This window comes from Catenulispora pinisilvae (genome assembly GCF_015356865.1).
GTDB lineage: Bacteria > Actinomycetota > Actinomycetes > Streptomycetales > Catenulisporaceae > Catenulispora > Catenulispora pinisilvae.
In genome coordinates this window covers 35,569-57,982 of record NZ_JAAFZA010000040.1, presented here as the reverse complement: position 1 = coordinate 57,982, position 22,414 = coordinate 35,569, and the positions used below count along the sequence as shown (strand labels likewise).

General features: G+C 70.2%; 19 protein-coding genes. 4 read left to right on the top strand and 15 right to left on the bottom strand.

What is annotated here, in order from left to right:
• Nucleotides 1-986: LacI family DNA-binding transcriptional regulator (locus IZR01_RS13910; RefSeq protein ID WP_194924056.1), on the bottom strand; the 986-nt coding region annotated here is incomplete at its 3' end.
• A 159-nt stretch (nucleotides 987-1,145) separates the two neighbouring features.
• Here IZR01_RS13910 and IZR01_RS13905 point away from each other — a divergent pair.
• Entirely contained in the window at nucleotides 1,146-3,821 is a 2,676-nt protein-coding gene (locus IZR01_RS13905) for a GH92 family glycosyl hydrolase (protein ID WP_323746720.1), read from the top strand.
• Between the two features lie 106 nt (nucleotides 3,822-3,927).
• On the opposite strand, the gene IZR01_RS13900 is transcribed toward IZR01_RS13905, so the two are convergent.
• The 8 genes from IZR01_RS13900 to IZR01_RS13865 all read right to left on the bottom strand — a co-directional run bounded on the left by IZR01_RS13900 (nucleotide 3,928) and on the right by IZR01_RS13865 (nucleotide 14,148).
• A complete protein-coding gene (locus tag IZR01_RS13900) occupies nucleotides 3,928-6,048 on the bottom strand; it encodes a serine/threonine-protein kinase (protein WP_194924055.1) in 2,121 nt (706 codons plus the stop codon).
• A gap of 70 nt (nucleotides 6,049-6,118) precedes the next feature.
• Nucleotides 6,119-7,705: a fatty acyl-CoA synthetase gene (locus tag IZR01_RS13895; protein ID WP_194924054.1), complete on the bottom strand. Its 1,587-nt coding sequence runs from the start codon at nucleotides 7,703-7,705 to the stop codon at nucleotides 6,119-6,121.
• Nucleotides 7,706-7,816: 111 nt separating this feature from the next.
• Entirely contained in the window at nucleotides 7,817-8,767 is a 951-nt protein-coding gene (locus IZR01_RS13890; RefSeq protein WP_194924053.1) for a LysR family transcriptional regulator, read from the bottom strand.
• Nucleotides 8,764-8,991 (bottom strand): hypothetical protein, encoded by a 228-nt coding sequence (locus tag IZR01_RS13885; protein WP_194896268.1) that lies wholly within the window; start codon nucleotides 8,989-8,991, stop codon nucleotides 8,764-8,766. The genes IZR01_RS13890 and IZR01_RS13885 overlap by 4 nt, the downstream gene beginning before the upstream one ends.
• A 123-nt stretch (nucleotides 8,992-9,114) precedes the next feature.
• Nucleotides 9,115-10,389, bottom strand: a complete 1,275-nt coding sequence (locus tag IZR01_RS13880) for an ROK family protein (RefSeq protein WP_194896267.1) — start codon at nucleotides 10,387-10,389, stop codon at nucleotides 9,115-9,117.
• A gap of 92 nt (nucleotides 10,390-10,481) precedes the next feature.
• Nucleotides 10,482-11,798 (bottom strand): sugar ABC transporter permease, encoded by a 1,317-nt coding sequence (locus IZR01_RS13875; RefSeq protein WP_228555115.1) that lies wholly within the window; start codon nucleotides 11,796-11,798, stop codon nucleotides 10,482-10,484.
• Nucleotides 11,795-12,772, bottom strand: coding sequence for an ATP-binding cassette domain-containing protein (locus IZR01_RS13870; RefSeq protein WP_323746469.1), 978 nt, complete (start codon nucleotides 12,770-12,772; stop codon nucleotides 11,795-11,797). Before IZR01_RS13870 ends, IZR01_RS13875 begins: the two co-directional genes overlap by 4 nt.
• 212 nt (nucleotides 12,773-12,984) lie before the next feature.
• Nucleotides 12,985-14,148: a sugar ABC transporter substrate-binding protein gene (locus IZR01_RS13865; protein ID WP_194896266.1), complete on the bottom strand. Its 1,164-nt coding sequence runs from the start codon at nucleotides 14,146-14,148 to the stop codon at nucleotides 12,985-12,987.
• A gap of 322 nt (nucleotides 14,149-14,470) precedes the next feature.
• On the opposite strand from IZR01_RS13865, the gene IZR01_RS13860 reads away from it, so the two are divergent.
• On the top strand, nucleotides 14,471-15,253 hold the full coding sequence (locus IZR01_RS13860; protein ID WP_194924052.1) for a nucleotidyltransferase domain-containing protein: 783 nt from the start codon (nucleotides 14,471-14,473) through the stop codon (nucleotides 15,251-15,253).
• A 56-nt stretch (nucleotides 15,254-15,309) separates the two neighbouring features.
• Here IZR01_RS13860 and IZR01_RS13855 read toward each other — a convergent pair whose 3' ends face one another.
• Together IZR01_RS13855 and IZR01_RS13850 are read right to left on the bottom strand one after the other, a co-directional pair.
• The gene (locus IZR01_RS13855) at nucleotides 15,310-16,143 is read right to left on the bottom strand and encodes a pentapeptide repeat-containing protein (RefSeq protein ID WP_194924051.1); all 834 of its coding nucleotides are present in this window, start codon (nucleotides 16,141-16,143) and stop codon (nucleotides 15,310-15,312) included.
• Nucleotides 16,144-16,185: 42 nt separating this feature from the next.
• Nucleotides 16,186-17,112: an LLM class F420-dependent oxidoreductase gene (locus tag IZR01_RS13850; RefSeq protein ID WP_194896263.1), complete on the bottom strand. Its 927-nt coding sequence runs from the start codon at nucleotides 17,110-17,112 to the stop codon at nucleotides 16,186-16,188.
• A gap of 155 nt (nucleotides 17,113-17,267) precedes the next feature.
• On the opposite strand from IZR01_RS13850, the gene IZR01_RS13845 reads away from it, so the two are divergent.
• Nucleotides 17,268-18,431, top strand: coding sequence for a pyridoxal phosphate-dependent aminotransferase (locus tag IZR01_RS13845; protein ID WP_194896262.1), 1,164 nt, complete (start codon nucleotides 17,268-17,270; stop codon nucleotides 18,429-18,431).
• 38 nt (nucleotides 18,432-18,469) lie between these two features.
• Here IZR01_RS13845 and IZR01_RS13840 read toward each other — a convergent pair whose 3' ends face one another.
• The 3 genes from IZR01_RS13840 to IZR01_RS13830 all read right to left on the bottom strand — a co-directional run bounded on the left by IZR01_RS13840 (nucleotide 18,470) and on the right by IZR01_RS13830 (nucleotide 20,798).
• Nucleotides 18,470-19,321 carry an SDR family oxidoreductase gene (locus IZR01_RS13840; RefSeq protein WP_194924050.1) on the bottom strand — a complete coding sequence of 284 codons (852 nt, stop codon included), beginning with the start codon at nucleotides 19,319-19,321 and terminating at the stop codon, nucleotides 18,470-18,472.
• Complete coding sequence (locus IZR01_RS13835) at nucleotides 19,318-19,935, bottom strand: TetR/AcrR family transcriptional regulator (RefSeq protein ID WP_228559398.1); 618 nt, start codon at nucleotides 19,933-19,935, stop codon at nucleotides 19,318-19,320. Before IZR01_RS13835 ends, IZR01_RS13840 begins: the two co-directional genes overlap by 4 nt.
• Before the next feature lie 101 nt (nucleotides 19,936-20,036).
• Nucleotides 20,037-20,798: a dienelactone hydrolase family protein gene (locus IZR01_RS13830; RefSeq protein WP_194896260.1), complete on the bottom strand. Its 762-nt coding sequence runs from the start codon at nucleotides 20,796-20,798 to the stop codon at nucleotides 20,037-20,039.
• 100 nt (nucleotides 20,799-20,898) lie between these two features.
• Between IZR01_RS13830 and IZR01_RS13825 the strand changes: the two genes are divergently transcribed.
• Complete coding sequence (locus tag IZR01_RS13825; protein WP_194896259.1) at nucleotides 20,899-21,513, top strand: P-loop nucleotide/nucleoside kinase family protein; 615 nt, start codon at nucleotides 20,899-20,901, stop codon at nucleotides 21,511-21,513.
• Between the two features lie 87 nt (nucleotides 21,514-21,600).
• Here the strand turns inward: IZR01_RS13825 and IZR01_RS53215 are convergent, their stop codons facing one another.
• On the bottom strand, nucleotides 21,601-22,347 hold the full coding sequence (locus IZR01_RS53215) for a transglycosylase family protein (RefSeq protein ID WP_194896258.1): 747 nt from the start codon (nucleotides 22,345-22,347) through the stop codon (nucleotides 21,601-21,603).
• Nucleotides 22,348-22,414: the final 67 nt, after the last annotated feature.

Sequence of the window (22,414 nt, the reverse complement as noted above, 5' to 3'; positions counted from 1 at the left end):
TATAAGAGACAGCGGTCAATGAACCGAGTCGCCAACACCACCGACCGCGGCGCCGCGTCATCGCCGTCGATCCGCCCGAACAGCAGCTGCGCGGCGGTGCGGCCCAGGGCGGCGGGGTCCTGGCTCACTACCGATATCGGCGGATCCAGTTTGTCCGCCAGGACGAAGTCGTCGAAGCCGACCAGGGCGAAGCGGCGGGAGGCGCCGGCTTCGACCGCGCCGAGGGTGACCAGGTCGTTGCCGCTGAAGAAGGCGGTGGGCGGGTTGGGGCCGGCCATCATCTCGGCGACCGCGGCGGCTGCTTCGCGGTGGCCTCGCAGGCCGTGGCGGATCAGGAGGGGGTCGGCTTCCAGGCCGGCGGCGGTCATGGCTTCGGTGTAGCCGACGAAGCGTTCGTGTTGGGTCCAGATCTCCTGGCGGTCGCCGAGGTAGGCGATGCGGGTGTGGCCGTGGTTCAGCAGGTGGCGGATCGCGGTCGCGGTGCCCGCTCTGTTGTCCACGGCGATGCAGTCCACGTCCAGGCCGGTGGCGGGGCGGTCGACGCAGACCACCTTGACGCCGCGGGCCATCTGGGCTCGGAAGAAGGTGCGGTTGCCGCCGGTGGGGACCAGGACCAGGCCGTCCACCTGGCGGGCGCTGAAGGCCGAGACCACGTCGCGTTCGCGGCGGGGGTCGTCGTTGGTGCTGCCCACCAGGACCAGGAAGCCGCGGCGGTAGGCCTCGTCCTCGACCGAGCGGGCCAGCGCCGAGAAGAAGGGGTTGGCCAGGTCGTCGACGACCAGGCCGATGGTGCGCGAGTCCTGGGCTTTGCGCCGCAGGTTCCGGGCGATGTCGTTGCGCTGGTATCCCAGTGCCCTGATCGCCTCCTCCACCCGGGCCGCGGTCTGCGGGGCCACCCCGGCCTCGCCGGCGACCACGCGCGAGACCGTCATCAGTGACACGCCCGCCGCTTTGGCCACGTCTTTCATCGTGGGCCGCGCTGCCATCCAACCTCCCTAGTTCAGCTGGTTAACGTTACCATCCGTGATTCAGTAAGGCGCCCCATTGACAACCCTTCTCAGGGGCCAGACAATCCCCGATGTCTGTGAACGTTCACAATGCTCGCGAATCCTCGATTCCGCCATCGCCTCGAGAGAAGAGTCACCGTGACCGGACCATCGCGCACCAGGCGCGGACTGCGCCTCAGTTCCCTGATATCCAGCGGCGCCCTGGTCGCCGCGGCCACCTTGGGCACCGCCGGGCTCTCCGCCGGCGCCGCACACGCCGCCTCGCACCCCGCTTTCGTCTCCGACCCCGCCTCGACGGTCAACACGCTGGTGATGACCTCCGGCGGCGGCAACGACTTCCCGGGCGCGGACGCGCCGTTCGGCATGGTCCAGTGGAGCCCGGACTCGGTGAGCAACCGCAACGCCGGCGGCGGCTACGACTACAGCGACCCCCAGACCCGCGGCTTCTCGCTGACCCACGTGTCCGGCCCCGGCTGCGGCGCGATGGGTGACGTGCCCATACTGCCGCTGACCGGGGCGCTGCCCTCCGGCGACCCGGGCTCCTACGACCAGCCGATCGACCACAGCACCGAGGTCGGCAACGCCGGCTACTACACCGTGAACACCGGCTCGACCCCGATCAAGACCGAGCTGACCGCCACCGCGCACACCGGCATGGCCCGGTTCACGTTCCCGGCCACCAACCAGGCCGACGTACTGCTCAAACTGCTGGACAGCCAGAACGGCACCAGCGCCTCCAGCGCACAGCTGGTCGGGAACAACGAAGTGGTCGGCACCGCGACCTCCGGCGGCTTCTGCGGCGAGGCCGGCAGCTACACGCTGCACTTCGACATGGTCTTCGACCAGTCGTTCACCTCGGCCTCGCAGATCGTCACCGAGAGCGGCCAGCCCGGCCCGAACTCGGTGTTCCTGCAGTTCGACGCCAGCTCCAACCACGTGGTGCAGGCCAAGGTCGGGCTGTCCTACGTGAGCGCCGCGAACGCCACCGCGAACCTGGCGGCGGAGAACTCCGGGTTCAGCTTCGACGCGGTCCACACCGCCGCGCACAACGCCTGGAACGCCCAGCTGGGCAAGATCCAGATAGCCGGCGGCAGCGCCACCCAGCAGCAGCTGTTCTACACCTCGCTCTACCACGCGCTGCTTCACCCGAACACGGTGACCGACGTCAACGGCCAGTACATCGGCTTCGACAACGCCGTGCACACCGCACCGGCCGGCCATCCGCAGTACGACCAGTTCTCCGGCTGGGACGTCTACAAGGGACAGACCCAGCTGGAGGCGATGCTCGACCCATCGGTCGCCTCCGACGCGGCACAGTCCCTGGTCAACGACTATGCCCAGGGCGGGACCTTCCCGCAGTGGGGCTTCATGAACTTCTACAACTGGGTCATGGACGGTGACCCGGCCACGGCCGCGATCTCGAACTACTACGCGTTCGGCGGCACGAACTTCGACACCTCCACCGCGTTGTCCGACATGCTCACCGAGGCCACGACCAACAACAACGTGCGCCGCGGCACCTCGCTGGAGAACCTCTACGGCTACCTGCCGTCCGACCTGTACACCTCGGCGCTGGGCTGCTGCAACGTGCGCGACACGGCCTCCAGCCTCATCGAGTACGACAACGCCGACTTCGCGCTGTCCCGCTTCGCCAACTCGATGGGCGACTCCTCCGACGCCACCAAGTTCAACGTCCGGGCCAACAACTGGAAGCACATCTTCAACCCGGCCAACGATTTGCTGAACCCCGTGCAGAGCAACGGCACGTTCGACAGCATCACCACCTCGACCACGACCGGCTTCACCGAGTCCACGGCCGCGCAGAACCGCTTCGACGTCGGCTTCGACCAGCCGGCCCTGGCCGCGCTCTACGGCGGGAACAGCACGATCAACGCCGATCTGGACTACTACTTCCAGAGCACCAACAGCGACCAGCCCGACCAGTCGTTCCTGTCCAACGAGGTGGACCTGGGCACCCCCTGGTTCTACGACTGGACCGGCGAGCCCTCGCACACCCAGTCGGTCGTGAACCGGGTGGAGAACCAGCTGTATCAGGACACTCCGGCCGGCTTCCCGAACAACGACGACCTGGGCACCATGTCCGCCCAGTACGTCTGGGGCGCTCTGGGCATGTACCCGGTGACCCCGGGCAGCGCGGACCTGGCGTTCAACAGCCCGCTGTTCACGCAGATCGCCATCCACCTGGACTCCGGCAACACCGTCGCCATCAACGCCCCGGCCGCCTCGGCGAGCAACTACTACGTGCAGTCGCTCACCGTCAACGGCACGGCCAGCACCCACACCTGGCTGCCGGCCGCGAGCTGGAAGTCCGGCGTCACGCTGAACTTCACCCTCGGCTCCACGCCGTCGAACTGGGGCACCGGGGCCGGCGACGCGCCGCCGTCCTACGACGCCAGCACCCTGCCGGGCACCGGCCCGCTGGTCTCCGGCATCGCCGGCAAGTGCGCGGACGACAGCAACCGCGGCACCACCGACGGCACCAAGGTCCAGCTCTACACCTGCAACAACTCGGTCGCCCAGCAGTTCACCGTGCGCTCCGACAGCAGCCTGGGCATCATGGGCGGCTGCCTGGACGTCAGCCAGGGCGGCACCACCAACGGGACGTTGGTGCAGCGGTACACCTGCAACCAGAGCGGGGCCCAGGTGTGGCAGCCGCAGTCCAACGGATCGCTGGTGAACCCACAGTCCGGGAAGTGCCTGGACGATCCGAACAGCACCACGACGGACGGGACGCAGTTGCAGATCTACACGTGTGACAACACGCCTGCCCAGGTGTGGAAGTTGCCGTCATGAGGTTCGCGCTGATCGCACTGTTCGCGCTGTGATGTGAAGTGAAGTGAAGTGTGATCAGGGGCCTGGTTCATGCGAACCAGGCCCCTGATGCATTGTTCGATCGCTTCTACGGCGCCGAGCCGTGGCTGCCGTTGCACATCGGGACGTTGCCGTAGGCGCCGTTGTTGTCGCCGCCGTGGGCGTTGACGGCGTTGACCCAGCCCCACTTGGAGTCGTTGGCCTCGGTCCAGGCCCACCAGCTGTTGTAGTACTGGCCCTGGGTCACGGTCGATCCCTGGGCCTGGCAGATCACCCAGTTCGAACCCTGAGGGAGGTAGCCGACGGTGGTACCGCCACTGACGACTGGGGACCCGCCGGTCGAGCCGTTGCCAGCGGGGTCGAAGCCGCAGTAGATCCCCGTGCCCTGCGAAGTCGACTTGGTCCCGCTGCACGGCACCGCAGCGGGCGCCGGGGCCTGCTGCGACGTCGACGGCGGCACGACGACACTGCTGTGCGTCGGCGGCGGGGCCTGCGACGTGGTGTGCGACGCCGGGGCGCTCGACGAGGCCGCGGACGTGTGCTGGGCCGAGGACGAGGACTGACCCTGACCGGTCGGACCGCCCTGCGCGGGCGCGGATCCGGAGGCCGAGCTGGTGCTGCTCCCGGCGGGCGGGGCGCCGCCTGAGGTCGGCAACGCGTCGCCGGGCTTCGAGGCGGCGCCGCCCGGGAGGTCTCCACCGTCCTTGCCGGACACGCTCTGGGAGGCCGCCGCGTTCGCGCCGTTGCCCTGTGCCGTCGAGTTCGACTTGCTGCCGCCGGAGGCGAACGCGATGACGCCGACCGCCACCGCGACGACGGCTGCCGCCGCCCCGCCGATGAGTAGGGCGGGCTTCTTGCGGCGCTCCGGCAGTTGCTCGGTGTCGCCGGAGCGTCGCGGCGGTCGCTGGCCGTGCGGAGCGTATGGGCCACCCGGACCGCCGGGACCACCAGAACCACCAGAACCGTCGCGCCCGGACATGTCCCCGAAACCGGCAGCGTTGTGGGCAGCGCCGGTGAGACCGCCGGCACCGGCGTTGGCACCGGGTCCGAAGTCGACGCCGAAACCGGCCGCACCGCCCGACCCACCAGGTCCGCCCGGCCCGCCGGGCCCGCCCGGACCGCCGACCCCAGCCGGACCGCCGGGCCCGCTCGGAGTCGCGGCGCCGCCCGGGCCGGAGCCCGCGCTCGCACCCGCGGCCGCGAACCGGGGATCGTTGTGCACGTTCAGCCGCGCCGTCTCGGCCGCCGCGTGCGCCGCCGTCAGGTCGTAGTCCCGCACCGTGTGCATGGCCAGCGGCTTGGGCAGCCAGCTCGTGGCCAGCTCCAGCGTGTCGCCGGTGGTGCCGCCGCCGGACCAGTCGGTCAGGGACATCGGCACGCCGGGCCAGTCGCTGGCGCCGCGCAGCCGGGCGGCCTCGCCGGCCATCTGGACGGCGTCCGGCCGCGCCGCCGGATCCTTGGCCAGGCATTGCGCCACCAGCGGCCGCAGCGCCTCGGGCAGCTCGGCCAAGTCCGGCTCGGCGTGGACCACCCGGTAGGCGACCGTGACCGGCTCGCCGCTGCCGAAGGCCAGCTTGCCGGTGGCCGCGAAGGCCAGCACCACGCCGCCGGCGAAGACGTCGCCGGCCGGCAGCATCGCCTGGCGCTCGATGCGCTCCGGCGCGATGAAGCCGGCCACCCCGAGGACGCCGGCGTGGGTGGCGGTGAGCTTGGTGTCGTCGGTGGCGCGGGCGATGCCGAAGTCGATGATCCGCGGGCCGTCGGCGGCCAGCAGGATGTTGTTCGGCTTGATGTCCCGGTGCACCACACCGGCCGCGTGCACGGCCTCCAGCGCCTGGCCCAGGCACTGCGCCAGCACCGCGACGGTCTCGGTGGGCAGCGGCCCGAACCGGTTGACGGCGGCGTCCAGCGTGGGGCCGGCGACGTACTCGGTGGCCAGCCACGGCGACTCGGCGTCCGGGTCGGCGTCCAGCACCCGGGAGATCCACGGCCCGCTCACCCGGCGCGCCGAGGAGATCTCGCGGCGGAAGCGGGCCCGGAAGTCGGGGTCCTGGAGGAAGTCGTTGCGGACCACCTTCACCGCCGCCGGTCTGCCGGCCGGATCCCAGCCCAGGTAGACACTGCCCATGCCGCCGGCTCCCAGCCGACCGGTCAGGACGTACGGTCCGATCCGGTGCGGGTCCCCGGCACCAAGCGTCTGCATCGTCATCGGCCCCCATCCCGTTCTGCGACTGACGATCAGATGGTTACCATACCGATGATGGGCATGATCGTGGTCATCAACCGCCGTGGAGCGCGCGCAATTCGCGCTTGAGGACCTTGCCGGAGGGGTTCTTGGGCAACGCCGCGACGATGACCACCTTCTTGGGCGTCTTGAACCCGGCCAGCCGTGCCCGGCAGAACGCGACGACGTCGTCCGGCGCCAGGTGCTCCCCCGGCTTCACGACCACCGCCGCGCAGACCATCTCGATCCAGTACGGGTCCGGCACGCCGAACACCGCCACCTCGGCGACCGCCGGATGCTGATAGACGGTCTCCTCGACCTCACGGCTGGCGACGTTCTCACCGCCGGTCTTGATCATGTCCTTCTTGCGGTCGACGACGCGCAGGTAGCCCTCGTCGTCCATGACGCCCAGATCGCCGCTGTGGAACCAGCCGCCGCGGAAGGCTTCGGCGGTGCGTTCGGGGTCGTTCCAGTAGCCGAGCATGGTGTGCGGACCGCGATGCACGATCTCGCCGACTTCGCCGCGCGGTACCTCGCGTCCATCTTCGTCGACCACGCGGGTCTCGACGTTGAGCGCGGCGCGGCCCGCCGAGCCGGGCTTGCGTTCCTGGTCCTCCGGGCCGAGGACGGTGGCCACCGGGGACATCTCGGTCTGGCCGTAGAAGTTGTAGAGGCGCAGGTCGGGTAGGCGGCGGTGCAGCTCGGCCAGGATCTCGACCGGCATCGCGGCGGCGCCGTAGTAGCCCTTGCGCAGGGTGCTGAGATCGCGGGCGTCGATGTCGGGGTGGCGCAGCAGGGCGATCCAGACGGTCGGCGGACAGAAGAGCTTGGTGGCGTGCTCGTCCTCGACGGTGCGCAGGATGGCTGCGGGGTCGGCGCCGGGCAGGACGACGCTGGTCGCGCCGAGCTGGATGTCGGGGGTGAGGAAGCAGTGGAGCTGCGCGCAGTGGTAGAGCGGGAGTGCGTGCACTTCGATGTCGTCGGCGCTCATGCCGCCGGAGACGATGGCGCTGGTGTATTGGGCGGTCAGGTTGCGGGTGGACATGACGGCGCCCTTGGGCCGGGACTCCGTGCCGGAGGTGTACATGATCTGGACGGGGTCGTCGTCGGTGACGGCCGAGTCCGGTTCCTCGGCCGGGGCTTCGCGGTAGGCGGCTTCGAAGTCGAGCCAGCCTTCGGGGACGGCGGCCGCGCCGGAGCCGATGGCGACTCTGAGCGCGGGCGCGGTGTCAGCAGCCTGCCACGCGCGGTCGGCGGTGTCGGCCAACGCGTCCTCGGCGATGACCGCGACGGCACCGGAATGCCTGATGACGTAAGCGATCTCATCGGGCCCGAGCATGAAGTTCACCGGCACGGACACGGCACCGAGCCGGGCCAGCGCGAAGTAGGCGACGACGAAGCCGTGCGAGTTGTGCGCCACCATCAGGACCCGGTCACCCCGGCGGATCCCCCGCGCGGCGAGGGCGTTCGCGGCGCGGTTGACGGTCGCGTCGAGCTCGGCGAACGTCTGCCGCACGGCGCCGAACACCAGCCCCAGCTTGTCCGGCTCCCGAGCCGCGGTCCGGCGGAGCAGGTCGGCCAGCGTGTTGCGGCGGGCGACGGACTGGTCGGGGGTCGGGTGCCACGCGGGTTGGACCGTCATCGGTCCAGGCAAGCGGAGGGGGTGGGCGGCGTCAAGGGTTGGTGGTTCGCGGCGGGCCGGTCACCGTGAGGCGCGTGAAGGCGCGTGCCGTGAACAGCGCGACCTACAACTTCACTCATCGCCGCTGACAGGCCCAGTCCCAGTCTCGGCCGCAAGCCCAGCCCCGGGCCAAGTCCGCAGCCCGCGCACCAATCCCAGGAACGCGCGCTCAGCCGGCGACAGCAACCGGTCGCGCCGGTAGGCCACCACCACCGGCCGCGAGCGCAGTGGCGGGTGCACCTCCAGCACGGCTAGGCGGCCGTCGCGCACCTCGGCGTCGATGGCGTGCTCGGAGATCAGGCTGATGCCCAGGCCCGCGGCGACCGACTGCTTGATGGTCTCCGGGCCCCACATGTCGGCCTTGGCCATGTCGTCCAGGTCCCAACCGATCAGGGCCGCCTCTTGGAGGTCGCGGGTCTGGGAGCCGGGTTCGCGCAACAGGAAGCGCTCGCCGGCCAGGTCGGCGGGGGCGACGGTGCCGGTGTTGGCGAGGGGGTGGCCGGGGGCGGCGACCAGCAGCAGGCGTTCGTCCAGGACGGTCTCGGTCTTGAGTTGGGGCGCTCCGGGTTGGCCGGCGACGATCGCCAGGCCGAGTTCGCCGTCCAGGAGCCGCTTCATGATCTGTCCGTTGTTGCCGACAACAATGTCGCACTCGATGTTGTGGTGGCGGTCGCGGAAGCGGGCCAACAGGTGCGGCAGCAGGTAGGTGCCGACGGTGGTGGTGCCGCCTACTTCCAGGCGGCCGGTCTGGACCCCGGAGACCTCGCGGATGGCCGCGACCGCCTCCTCGGTGAGCAGGAAGACGCGGCGGGCGTACTCGACCAGTACTTCGCCCTCGGCCGTGGGGCGGATGCGGGGGCCCGAACGGTCGATGAGGGTGGTCTGGAGGGACTGTTCGAGGTTGCGGACGTGGTTGGAGACCGAAGGCTGGCTCATGTAGAGCTTCTGCGCGGCGGCCGAGAAGCCGCCGGTCTCGACCACGGTCATGAAGATCGACAAGCGGTGCAAGTTCAGCTGCGTCACGGTGAGTCCACTTCCCACGCTCCCTGCCCCGTGACCGTCAGCCTAATCAGCCGGGTTAACAACGCGCGGCCGCTCAGCGACCGGCGCGGATCTTGGAGATGGCTGTTTCCAGCGAGGTCGGGAATCATCGTCGCCGGCTCGGGCACCTCCTCGATGGAGATGGCCGTGATCAGCGCGGCACGCGGGCTCGCGGTGGCACCGGAGCCACTGGGGTTCGCGGTCATGAAGCTCAGGCTAGGCGCGCGATCATGGACCGCGCGATGGCGGTTCCGGCATGGCGGCCATAGCCGAAACCGTGGTGCGGCCGGGGATCGCGCTTTCCCGACGCGGCAAGCGTCAGTCCCGCCTCAGCTCGCTTCGGCGCCGGACCGGGCGCCGCCGCGGCGCGCCTCCTGCTGCACGAACCCCAGCGGGTCGTCCAGCAACGGCTGGAACGCCTTCTCCGCCGCGCCGATCAGTGTCGAGTCCGCACCGAGCCCCGGCGTCACCAGGCGCACGCCCTCGCGCACCACGCCCAGGCTGCCGGACAGCAGGTTCGTCCGGATCTGACCCTGCACGGCCGGGAACACGTCCCCGAACAGCCCACCGAAGATCACCATGCTCGGGTTGAACACCGTCACTATGTTGGCCACGCCCAGCGCGATCCAGCCGCCGATGTGCTCCAGCGCCCGCACTGACTTCTCGTCCCCGGCCGCGGCCTCGGCGACCAGTTCGGCGACCGTGGCCCGGCGGCCGTCGGCGTGGCCGGCGGCGGCCAGGATCGCCGGTTCGCCGATCTCGGTCTCCCAGCAGCCGCGCGCGCCGCAGCGGCACAGCCGGCCCGAGGGGTTGACCACCATGTGGCCGACCTCGCCGGCGTAGCCGTCGTGGCCGGACATGGCCTCGCCGCCGGCGATCACCCCGGCGCCGACGCCGACCTCGCCGACCAGGTACACCACGTCGTCGCAGCCGATCGCGGCGCCGCGGGTGCGCTCGGCCAGCGCGCCGAGGTCGGCGTCGTTGGCCACGGCGACCGGCGCGCCGATCCCGAAGGTCTCCACCAGCCGCCGGTGCAGGATGTCGCCGAGCGGGGCGTCGCCCCAGTCGTCCCAGTTCATGTTGGGCACGAAGCGGAGCATCCCGTCGGTGGAGCGGACGGCGGCCGGGACCGCCGCGCCGACTCCGGCGCACAGGGCGTCGGAGGGGATGTCACCGGAGGACAGGAGTTCGCCGGTGAACCGTTCCAGGTGCCCCATGACGTCTTCGATGTCGTAGTCGCCGCGCGGGCGGTAGAGCTCGCGCCGGTCGAGCACCTGGCCGCCGAGCCCGACCCGGGCGGCGACCAGGAAGTCGACGCCGATCTCGTAGGCGAGCGCGAAGACGTGCTCGGCCCTGGGGACCACGACCAGCGAGGGCCGGCCGGCTCCGAGGTGCCGGCCGGGCAGTTCCTCCTGGACCAGTCCCACCGAGGACAGGTCGGCGGTCAGCGCGCCGATCGTCGAGCGGTTCAGGCTCATGCTGGCGGTGAGCACGGCGCGCGAGGTCGGTCCGTGTTCGTGGACGTAGCGCAAGAGGGTCGACAGGTTGTGCCGGCGCAGCTCCTCCTGGGTCACTCCGTAGGCGAACCCCTTGCGGGCCCTCATGGTTCTCTCCTCGCTGCGCGTTTCCGACGCCTTTGGGCCGGTTCCAGCCAGTCTCGGCCATTATCGGCCGAGACTGGCGCCTTTCACGGCCCTCAGCGCGAGTCGGCCCCGCCGACCCGGCGGGACGCCGCGTCGAACCCGGCTGCCAACAGCAGCACCAGCCCGGTCACGATCCACTGCCAGGCCTGGCTGTTGGCGCCCTTGATCAGGTCGCCCATGCCGTTCTGGATGACGGCCACGACCAGCCCGCCCCAGACCGCGTCCATGATCCGGCCGCGCCCGCCGAACAGGCTGGTGCCGCCGATCACGGCCGCGCCGACGGCCAGCAGCAGGGTGTTGCCGGCGCCGAAGTTCGAGGCCACCGACTCCAGCTGCGAGGCCTGCACGACGCCGGCCACCGCGGCCAGCAGCGAGCACAGGACGAACACCGAGATGCGGATCCGGTCGACCCGGATACCGGCCCGGCGCGAGGCCTCGTCGTTGCCGCCGACGGCGTAGACGTGCCGGCCGTAGCGGGTGCGGCTCAGCAGGAAGGTCAGCCCGACGGTGAGGACGATCAGCAGCAGGACGACCCAGGGGATGCCCTCGATCTTCAGGTTGTTGAAGAAGGCGTTCTGCTGGATGGCCCGGTTCTCGCCCAGGATGTAGACGAAGATCGCGCCGAGGATCACCATGGCGGCGGTCTTGGCGACGGTCACCAGGGTGGGCTCGGACTCCAGGCCCGCGGAGCGCCGGCTGACCGCGATGCGCAGCTTCACCAGGGCGTAGCCGCCGGCCACCACGGCCAGCATGACCCAGCCCAGCCACAGCGGCATCAGGTTGTTGTTGTAGCCCTCGAGGGTGATGATCGGCTTGGCGGCCTGGTCCGGCAGCGAGATCGAGCCGGCCTTGCCGACCTGCATCAGCACGATGCCCTGGAAGGACAGGAACGCGGCCAGGGTGACGACGAACGAGGGGATCCGCGCCTTGGCGCGCAGCCACCCGATCACGAACCCGAGGACCGCGCCGGTGATGACGGCGAGCAGCACCGCGAAGTACCACGCCATGTTGTGCCGCACGATCATCACGGCCATCAGGGCCGCGCACACACCGGAGGCGGTGCCGGCGCTCAGGTCGATCTCGCCGAGCAGCAGCACGAACACCAGGCCCATGGCCAAGATGATGATCGGCGCGGCCTGGGTGACCAGGTTGGCGATGTTGTACAGCGACAGGAAGCCGGGCTGCACGATCCAGAAGAAGACGACCAGGACGATCAGGCCGGCGACGGCGGGCAGGGAGCCCATCTCCCCGCCGCGGGCCCGCTCGACGCGCTCGCGGCCGTAGCCCAGCAGCGTCGTGGCCGTCCTGGCGGGCGGGGCCGCGTCCTGGACCGGGCCGGGCTTGTTCTCGGTGGCAGGCTGGGTGCTCATTCGGCTGCTCCCTGAACCCCGTCGGTTCCGTCTGTTTCCTCGGTGCCGGCCGCCGCTTCGGCGTCGGCGGCCGCGTCGGCGACTGCGGCCGGCTCGTCGGCTATGCCGTCGGCGATGCCGAGCACCTCGGCCACCTGGGCCGCGTTGCCGTTGCCGTTTCCATTGCCGTTGGCAGTGGGCAGCAGGCCGATGTTCCCGGAGTGCCCGGCCGTGATCAGCTCGACGATCTGGGTCTGCGTCACGTCGGCCCGCTGGACCTGCGCGGCGGTCTTGCCCAGGTACAGCGCCACGATCCGGTCGGCGACCTCCAGCACGTCGCGCATGTTGTGCGAGATCAGGATGACGGCCAGGCCGCGGTCGGCCAGCCGCCGCACCAGATCCAGCACCTGCGCGGTCTGGGCCACACCCAGGGCGGCGGTCGGCTCGTCGAGGATGACCACCTTGGAGTTCCACAGCACCGACTTGGCGATCGCGACCGTCTGCCGCTGACCGCCGGACAGGCTGGAGACCTGCTGGCGCAGGGACTTCACGGTGCGCACCGACAGCCCGGAAAGGGTCTCCCCGGCCATCCGCTCCATGGTGTTCTCATCGAGCGTGCGCCAGCCGGAGACCCGCTCGCGGCCCAGGAACATGTTGCCGACGATGTCCAGGTTCTCGCACAGCGCGAGGTCCTGGTAGACGATCTCGATGCCCAGCGAGGCCGCGTCGCGCGGGTCGTGCACCTTGACCGGCGCACCCTCGAACAGGTAGTCGCCGCCGTCGATGGAGTACGTGCCACCGATGCACTTCACCAGCGTGGACTTGCCGGCGCCGTTGTCGCCGACCAGCGCGGTGACCTCGCCGGCGTGGGCCTCGAAATCGACGTCCTGCAGGACGTGGACCGGGCCGAAGGATTTGTTGATCGCCCGCAACTTAAGGATCGGCTCGCCCGATCCCGCCGTCCGGGGTGTCGCGGACGTGGTGGTTTCCGTCACCTCACACCTCTCTCAACTCATGACGCCCAGCAATCGAACGGTCGAGCCAGAGCGGTCGAGCCCGAACGGTCTTGCGTGACCGACCGCCGGTTCGCGGTCGTTCCATGGGCTTCGCAGGGGATTTCAGAGCTCCCGCGGAGCGCTGGAGACCGGCGGCCGGCAGCACCGGGGAGTGGGAACCCGGTGCTGCGGCCGCGAGTCGGGACAGCTGCTTACTTGATGCCGGCCGCGGTGCACAGCGCCTGGAAGGAGCCGGTGCAGACGTCGGAGGCCTTCTGGTAGCCGTCGGTGAAGGGCAGCGTGATGTTGGTCTTGTCCACCATGACCGGGGTCGCCAGGTAGGACGGCACGTCACGGTTGCCGGTCGGGTCGTGGACCGTCGACGGAGCGGTCGGCTTCTGACCGGACAGGATCTGGCTGGCCAGCTGGACGGCCACGTCGGCCTCGCCCTTGACCGGCTTGTAGATCGTGAAGCACTGGTCGCCGGTGAGGATGTTCTGGATGCCGGAGACCGTGGTGTCCTGACCGGACACGGCGACCTTGCCGTTCAGGCCCTGCTGCTTCAGGACGGTGATGGCGGCGTTGGCCATCTCGTCGTTGGCGACCATGACCGCGTTCAGGTCCGGAGCGCCCTGCAGCAGCTTCTGGAACACCGACTGCGCGGTACCGGCCGGGTTGTCCCAGTTACCGGACTGGTCGCCGGCCTGGGTCCAGCCGGGCTGGGCCTTCAGCACGCTGTCGTAGCCCTGCTTGAACAGCGTCGCGTTGTTGTCGGTCGCGGCGCCGTCCTCCTCGACGTACTTGACCGCGGCCTTGCCCTTGACCTGCGGGCAGTTGACCAGGGACTGGCCCTGCAGCTTGCCGACGGCCACGTTGTCGTAGGACACGTAGTACTGCGCGGTGCCGCCGAGCGTCAGCCGGTCGTAGTCGATGGTGACAACGCCCTTGGCCTGGGCCTGGGCCTCGATCGCCTTGGCCGAGCCGGAGTCCAGGTTGACGATCATCAGGACGCCGACGCCCTCGTTGAGCATCGACTGGGCCTGGGAGGTCTGCGTGGTCGCCGAGCCGTTGGCGTTCTGGATGTCGCACTTCAGGTTGTACTTCGTGCACATCGTCGTGAGCTCGTTGGGGTCGGAGTTGACCCAGCGCGGCGAGGAGTTGGTGTCCGGAAGCAGGACGCCGACCTTGTTGTTCTTGTAGCTCGTGGGAATCGAACCACTGCTGCTGCTGCTCGAGGAGCCGGTGCTGGCGGCGGTCGAAGTGCCGCCTGTCGAGGAAGAACTCTTGCTACCGCTGCTCTTCGAGCTGCTGCAACCGGCTGCGCTCAGTGTCACTGCGACGCCGAGTGCGGTGACGACGAGGATCGCCTTACGCATTGGAGCTTGCCCCTTTCTGGTCCGCACGTCGCCTACCCCCGGGAGGCGCCGCCGATATGTTGACGCGGAAAACCTATTCGTGAATCTGCCATGATCGCCATGAACTTGGGGACACGAATACGCCATGAACGCGTTACGAAACGGCAACGTAGGCGATCGCCTCGCTGGCGGAGGCCGGGGGCAGGTCGCGGCGCGGACCTCAAAACTCTCAACGTCAGCGGCCCGGTGCCGTTCCGTAGCCGGGCTGACACTCCTCGGCGCGACCCGCGGCTTCGGGCGGGGCTGCGCGGGAACCGGAACCCGGCCGTCTAGCGTTTCGTCCATGTTCACCGCGAGCGAGCGCGACCAGATGCTCAGGACCCTGATCGAGCGGGCCGAAGCCGATCCCGACGTCACCGGCGCCGTGCTGCTCGGCTCCTGCGCCTCCGGCGAGGCCGATCGGTGGTCGGACCTCGACCTCGCCTTCACCGTCGACGGTGCGGCGCGGGCCGGGGTCGCGGGGGTGGCCGAGCACTGGACCGACTGGTTGGCGGCCGGGTCCGGTGTCGTCCACCACTGGGATCTGCCGACCGGGACGGCGCAGCTCATCCGGGTCTTCCTGCTGCCGAACGGCCTGGAACTGGACCTGAACTTCTATCCCGAGGGCGAGTTGGTGCGGCGCGGGCCGGCGTGGCGGCCGGTGTTCGGCGACTTCGCGGACGACGCGCACAGCGCGGGCGGTGCCGACAAGGAGGCCTGGACGCCCACGCCGAACCCCGCTGCCCAGACCCAGGAGATCGGCCTGACGTGGCACCACCTCCTGCACGCCCGCACCTGCGTCGAGCGCGGCCGGGACTGGCAGGCCGAACACTGGATCGGGCAGGCCCGGACCCACGTCATCGCCCTGGCGTGCCTTCGGCTCGGCTACCCGACCGCCTACGCCAAGGGCGCGCATCTGCTGCCGGCCGAGGTGACCGATCCGTTGCGCGGCACGCTGGTGCGCTCGCTCGATGCGGACGAGCTTCGACGGGCTCTGATGGTCGCGGTGGAGGCTTTTGATCGGGAGATGCGGCTGCATGACCCGGCGCTGGCCGAGCGTTTGAGGCCGCTGTTGGCAGAGGACTGATGGCGATCGGTCTGATCGGTCTGATCAGGCCGATCAGGCCCAGCGCGAAGGCCGCGTCAGGCCGGTGAGTCCCAGTGCGATGGGCGGGTCAACCCAGTCGGGATCTTCGTGCCCTGATCCCCCAGCGCCGCGTTGACCTGCGCCTGCGTCAGGAATATCGCACCGGTCAGATCAGCCCCGGCCAGGTTCGCGTCCCGCAGATCGGCGCCGATCAGATCAGCGCGCCGTAAATCAGCCCCCGAAAGATCGGCGCCGATCAGGTAGGCGCCACGCAGATCGGCGCCGCGTAGGTCGGCACCTTTCAGCCGTGCGCCGATCAGGTCCGCGCCGCGTCTGTCCTTCTTCCTACCTCCGCCGACGCCGGCGCGGACCAGGGCACTGACTTCGGAAAGCAGCTCGCTGACACCGGCTCGGTGCGCGGCGACATCGAGCGCTAACAACTTATTGATCGGCAGTCGCGACAAACGCTCGGTCTCCTGGGCCGACCAGCCGAGTTCGGTCCGCAGCGCCGAGGCCGAAGCCAGGGTCTCGGCCTCGGCCAGGTACCACAGCATCTCGTGGAGTTGGCGCAGCACCGGCAGGGCGGCGAACATCTGCGGGGCGGTGTGCGGTGCCTCGCGCCACGACACGCCGCCGAACGTCTCCTGCGACAGCCGCTGGCCGGCGCCGAAGCAGTCGTAGACCGTGCAGCCCTGGAAGCCGCGGCCGCGCAGGCCGGTGTGGATCGAGCAGCGGTCGTCGGCGGCCAGGTTGGGGCACGGCGTCCCGGGGGCCTTGTCGATGGCGAAGTCCTGGGACGCCGTGAACGCCAGTCCCACACAGCACAGCGCGAAGCAGTTCGCGCAGTCGGCCGTCAGGTCGGCGCGGTCGGTCCGCTCGGCGCTGGGCATGTGTGGTCGTACCTACTTCTCGCGGCTACCGGCGTGCCGGACTCAGAGCTGCCGCATCACTTCGTTCGCGATCAGCTCGATGTGGTCCAGGTCCTGTAGGTCGAGGATCTGCATGTAGACGCGCTGCGTGCCGATGCCCGCGTAGCGCCCCAGCTTCTCGACGACCTCGGCCGGGGTGCCGGCCAGGCCGTTCTCGCGCAGCTCGGCCGGCTCGCGGCCGATCGCGGCGGCGCGCCGGGCGAGTTCGGCCTCGTCCCGGCCGACGCAGGCCACCAGCGCGGCGGAGTACGTCATCGACTCCGCGGCGCGGCCGTTGGCCGCCACTGCCTCGCGGACGGTGCCGAACAACTGCTCGCTGTCCTCGAAGGACTTGAACGAGGTGTTGTACTCATCGGCGTATTGCGCGGCCAGGCGCGGGGTGCGCTTCGGGCCGCCGCCACCGATGACGATCGGCGGGTGCGGCTTGGTGACCGGCTTGGGCAGCGCCGGGGAGTCGGTGAGGGTGTAGTGCTCGCCCTTGAAGCTGTAGGTCTCGCCGACCGGGGTGTTCCACAGCCCGGTGATGATCTCCAGCTGCTCCTCGAACAGGCCGAACCGCTTCTCCGGGAACGGGATGCCGTAGGCGGTGTGCTCGTCGGCGAACCAGCCGGTGCCCAGGCCCAGCTCCACCCGGCCCGGGCCGGCCATCGCGTCGACCTGCGCCACCGAGATGGCCAGCGGGCCCGGCAGCCGAAAGGTCGCCGGGGAGACGAGGGTGCCCAGCTTGATGCGGCGGGTGTCGCGGGCCAGGCCGGCCAGGGTGATCCAGGCGTCGGTGGGGCCGGGCAGTCCGGTGCCGGAGCCCATCTTCAGGTAGTGGTCGGAGCGGAAGAACGCGTCGAAGCCCAGGTCCTCGCTGGCCTTGGCGACGGTGAGCAGAGTGTCGTAGTCGGCGCCCTGCTGGGGCTCGGTGAAGATGCGCAAGTCCATGGGGACTAGCCTCGCACATCCGGCAATGCTTCCGGGGGCGGCCCGGGGCTTACGGGGCGCGGGGCGTCACCGGCCTGTCGCCTTACGAGCCGGGTCGCCTTACGGGCTGGGCCGCCTTACGAGCCGGGTCGCCGCCGGTACGGCAGGATGGCGGCATGCGCATGCCCTACGTCAACAGCCGCCTGGCCCCGATGGGCACCACCATCTTCGCCGAGATGTCGGCGCTGGCCGTCGCCACCGGCTCGATCAACCTGGGCCAGGGCTTCCCGGACACCGACGGGCCCGAGGAGATCAAGCGGGCGGCGGCCGAGGCCGTGCTGGCCGGCCACGGCAACCAGTACCCGCCCGGCGCCGGCATCCCCGAGCTGCGGGCCGCGGTCGCCGCGCACCAGAAGCGCTTCTACGGCCTGGACTTCGACCCGGACACCGAGGTGCTGGTCACGGCCGGCGCCACCGAGGCCATCGCGGCGGCGCTGCTGGCGCTGCTGGAGCCGGGCGACGAGGTCGTGGCGTTCGAGCCGTACTACGACTCCTATACGGCGTGCATCGCGATGGCCGGCGGCGTGCGGGTGCCGGTGACGCTGCGTCCGCCGCACTTCCGCCCCGACCTGGACGCGCTGCGCGCCGCCGTCACCGACCGCACCCGCCTGCTGCTGCTGAACACCCCGCACAACCCGACCGGCATGGTCCTCACCCGCGCGGAGTCGGAGGCGATCGCGGAGCTGGCGCGGGAACGGGACCTGCTGGTCGTCACCGACGAGGTCTACGAGCACCTGACGTTCGGCCCCGAGCACATTCCGCTGGCCACGCTGCCGGGGATGCGGGAGCGCACGGTGACGATCGGGTCGGCGGGCAAGACGTTCTCCTTCACGGGGTGGAAGGTCGGCTGGGTGACCGCTCCCCCGGCGCTGGTGTCCGCGGTTCGCAGCGCCAAGCAGTTCCTGACCTACGTCGCCAGCGGGCCGTTCCAGTACGCGGCCGCGACCGCGCTGGCCTTGCCGGACGAGTACTTCGCGACGCTGCGCTCCGACTTGGAGCGCAAGCGCGATCTGCTGGCCGACGGGCTGAGCGCGGCCGGGTTCGAGGTGTTCCGGCCAGACGGGACGTACTTCGTCACGACGGATATCAGTGGGCTGAGCGACCAGGACGGCATGGCGTTCTGCCGGGAGCTGCCGGAGCGGTGCGGGATCGTCGCGATCCCGAACCAGGTCTTCTACGACGACACCGAGGCCGCGCGGAGTCTGGTGCGGTTCGCGTTCTGCAAGAAGGACGAGGTGTTGGCTGAGGCCGTGGAGCGGTTGGGGCGGTTGAAGGGGTAGCGCCGCGCCGGTGGGTCGGTATCGGTATCAGGGCTGTTTCACGCACTCGCCGCGAGATGGTCGGCGACGCTGCGCGGTTCGCGTCCCAGGAGTTCGGCGAGCAGCGGATCGACCCCGGCGAAGCGGCCCTGGCGGGATGCCTGGAACAGCGTGAGCATCATGCGCGCCCTCGGTTCCGGCGTACCGGCGGCGACCTGGTTCGCGATCCACTCCTCGTCGTCCACGACGACGCGTTCGACCGGGCGGCCGCCGATCGTCGAGGCGATGGCGGCCACGTCGTCGAAAGTCACGGCCCGACTCGCGGTGAGCGTCACCGGACCGTCGAAGGTGCGGCCGTCGGCCAGGATCACCGCTGCCGCCTCGGCGGAGTCGGCGCGATCGGTCCAGGAGACGGGACCGTCAGCCGGAGCGGTGATGTTGCCTTTCTCCTGCCAGGGGCCCAGGAACCAGGTCAGGCTGTGGGCGTAGAAACCGTTGCGCAGCGAGGTCCAGGCGACACCGGAGGCGGCGAGCAGGTCTTCGGTCGCGGCGTGGTCGCGGCCCGGCGGGAAGGGCGTGTCGGCTCCGGCGCCCTGGTGGCTGGTGTAGAGGATGCGCTCGGCTCCCGCGGCGACGGCTGCCTCGATGCCGGCGCGGTGCAGCGCGACGTGGCCGTCGTGCGGATCGCTGGACGAGACGAGCAGGACCTGCTGGGCGCCTTCGAAGGAGTGACGCAGCGCGGCCGGGTCCTCGTACGAACCCTGACGCACCCGGACGCCGCGATCCGCGAAGTGCCGCGCCTTGGCGACGTCGCGGACGCTCACGCCGATCTGCGCGGCCGGGAGGTGCTTGAGGAGCTGCTCGACGGTCGCGCCGTTCAGCGCGCCGGTGGCTCCGGTGACAACGATCATGCGGGTGTTCCCTTCGTACTACGCAGTACGGGCAGGAGCACGTCGTCGACGACGTGCTCGATGAAGCTCTGGTCGCAGGGTTCGTTGGCGACGACGACGCGGCGCAGGATCACCGCGGAGGCGACCTCGACGAACAGTTCCGCGGCGTCCGGCACCAACGGCTCGCCCCGCTCGGCCGCCACGCGCAACGGCCGCTCGGTCATCGCGGCCCCGTCGCGGTTCAGGATGCGGCGCATCTCCTGCGCCAGCCTCGGGTCGCTGCGCATCCCGGCGAACACCGCGCCGAGCAGCCCGATCTCCTTCTCGGCGATCTGGTCCGCGAGCCAGCCGACCAGAGCGAGCAGGTTCTCGCGCAGGTCCTCCGAGGCCGGCTCGGGCGGCGTGCTGGGCGCGCGGTGGTCGACGGCGGCCGCGACGAGGGCGGCCTTGTCGCGGTAGCGGCGGTAGACGGTGGTCTTGGCCGTGCCGGAACGGCCGGCGACGGCCTCCATGGACAGCTGCTCGTAGCCGACCTCGGTGAGCAGGGCCAGGGTGGCTTGGAGGATCGCCACGTCGCGGCTGGAGTCGCGAGGTCGGCCCATGGTGCTGGACGTGGTGCTGGGCGTGCCGGTCATGATCCTACTTCCGATACGCTACGGTTTCGTATCGAAAGTAGTCCGGCCCGGTGGGCTGGGTCAAGCCGGTTTGTTTCTCGGCTGGTCTCTCGACCGGGGCCTCAGCCGTCGACGAGCGTCCGGCGCAGGAGGCCGAGCAGACGGTCCCAGTGCAGCTGCCGCGCGTCGGAGTCGAAGGCGTCGGTGTCGGACATGGTGAAGCCGTGGACGGTGCCGGGGTAGATCTCAGAGCTGTGGCCGACACCCGCGGCGTCCAAGGCCTCGTTGAGCTCGTTCAGCGCTTCGGGTGTCATGTCGGAGGCAGCGTGGCCGAGGTGGACCTCGGCAGTGATCTGGGAAAGCAGTCGGTGCAGGCCGTCGGGACCGTCGGCGACCACCGGGCTGTGGAACCCGGCGAAGGCGGCGACCTGGCCGGGGTGGGCCGCGGCGGTGCGCAGCGCCCACAGGCCGCCGATGCAGTAGCCGGTCACCGCGACCGGTCCGGCGCCGACCTCGGGCTGAGCGGTGAGGAAGCTGAGATAGGCCTCGGCGTCCATCAGGACGCGTTCGTTGGTGTGCGCCGCGATCATGGGCATCAGCCGGGCGAAGATCGCGGGCCTGGCCTCTTCTCCGATGTAGTCGGGAAGTTCGATCACCGGTGCCGGGCCGGTCCGGTAGAAGTAGTTGGGGACGAGCACGTAGTACCCGTGCCCGGCCAGTTCGCCGGCCATCTCCCGCAACACCGGCCGGATGCCGAAGCCGTCCGGGTACATCAGCACCCCCGGGTGGCGCCCGCCGTCGTCGGGGAAAGCGGCGAAGGCGTCGGACTGACCGTCAGGGGTGGGGATCTGCAACGCTTTGGTGGACACTGAAGCTGCGGGCATGGGTCCAGGCTAGGCGATGGTGACGACGATCGGTGTTACGGCGTTCGCCGTCAGCGAATGCGCACCCACTTCAGCCGGGCGCCCGCCTAGGCTCGGTTCCATGACCGATGACGCCGCGATGGCCGACTACGCGTTCGGAGTCTACGAGCGCCTGACTCCGCTGGACCCCGATGCGACACCGGTCGCGGTGCTGGTCGCCGGCGTGCCGGGGGCCGGGAAGAGCACGCTTGCCGAGGGCCTGGCCCGGGAGCTTCGCGCGGCGGTGTTCTCCATGGACTGGCAACTCGGTGCCCTGACACCCTTCCGGGTGCTGACGGACGACAACCTGGACCCGCTGGCGGAGATGATGATCGTGGCGGCGCTCGCCCGGCAGTTGCAGCTCGGGCTGGACGTGGTGCTCGACGTGACCGGGCACGAGGTCCAGGCCCGGGAGCGGTATCGGCGGGTGACGGAGAACCTCGGAGCGCGCCTGGTCGGCGTGGAGTGCGTCTGCACGGACGCGGAGCTGCACCGCTCGCGGGTGGAGGGCCGGGACCGGGGCATCCCCGGCTGGCGGCCGACGGTGCCGTGGGAGCACGTGCTGCGGATGCAGGGGATGTGGGAGGCGTGGCCGGAACCGCACGCGGTGATGGACTCAGCGAAGCAGGACGCTGATACCTCGCTGAAGCTCACGCTGGAGGCCGTCGCGGCGGCCCGCGGAACTTCGGTTTCATAAGGCCCCGAATACACGCCTCGAACACGAGTCACAGCCCCGGCCCGCACCAGGCGGGCCGGGGCCGAGTGAAGCAGTGTGCTGTGCACCTTAGAGCTTGATGACCTGGCCCGGGAAGATCAGGTTCGGGTTGGAGATCTGGCTCTTGTTCAGCTGGGCCAGGCTCTGCCAGCCACCGGCCACGTGGTGGCTGACGGCGATCTGGGACAGGGTGTCGCCGCTGACGATGGTGTAGGTCTGGCCGTTCGGCTGGGCCTGGACGGCCGGAGCCTGGGTCTGAGCCGGAGCCTGGACCGGGGCCTGCTGGGTGTTCTGCTTCGGCGCGCTCCAGTCCTGGGTGTTGGACTGGGTGTACTGCTTGGGCGCCTGCTGGGTGTACTGCTTCGGCGCCTGCTGCTGGGTCTGCTGGGCCGGCTTGCTCTGCTGCTGGGTGCTGCTGCTCGACGAGCCGCCGCTGGTGTTCACGTCGGCCGCGGCGCCGCCGGCGCTCAGGCCGGCGCGCGGGCCGCAGACCGGCCAGGCGCCGGGGCCCTGCGAGGCCAGCAGGTGCTCGGCGACGGCTATCTGCTGGTCCTTGGTGGCCAGGTCGGCGCGCGCGGCGTACTGGCCGCCGCCGGCGCCCAGCCAGGAGCTGGTCGAGAACTGGAGGCCACCGTAGTAGCCGTTGCCGGTGTTGATCGACCAGTTGCCGCCGCTCTCACAGGAGGCGACCTGGTCCCAGGTGGAGACGCTCGCGGCGCTGGCGGTGGTGGCCATCAGGGCGGGCAGCACGACTGCGGCACCGGCCACGGAGGCCACGACGATTCCGGTCTTCTTGCGGTTGGACAGCTTGAACATACTCGGCTCTTGCTTTCTCTCCGCCACGCCGGCGGACGACTCGGGGCCGTCCGCGTCCTGCTCCGAT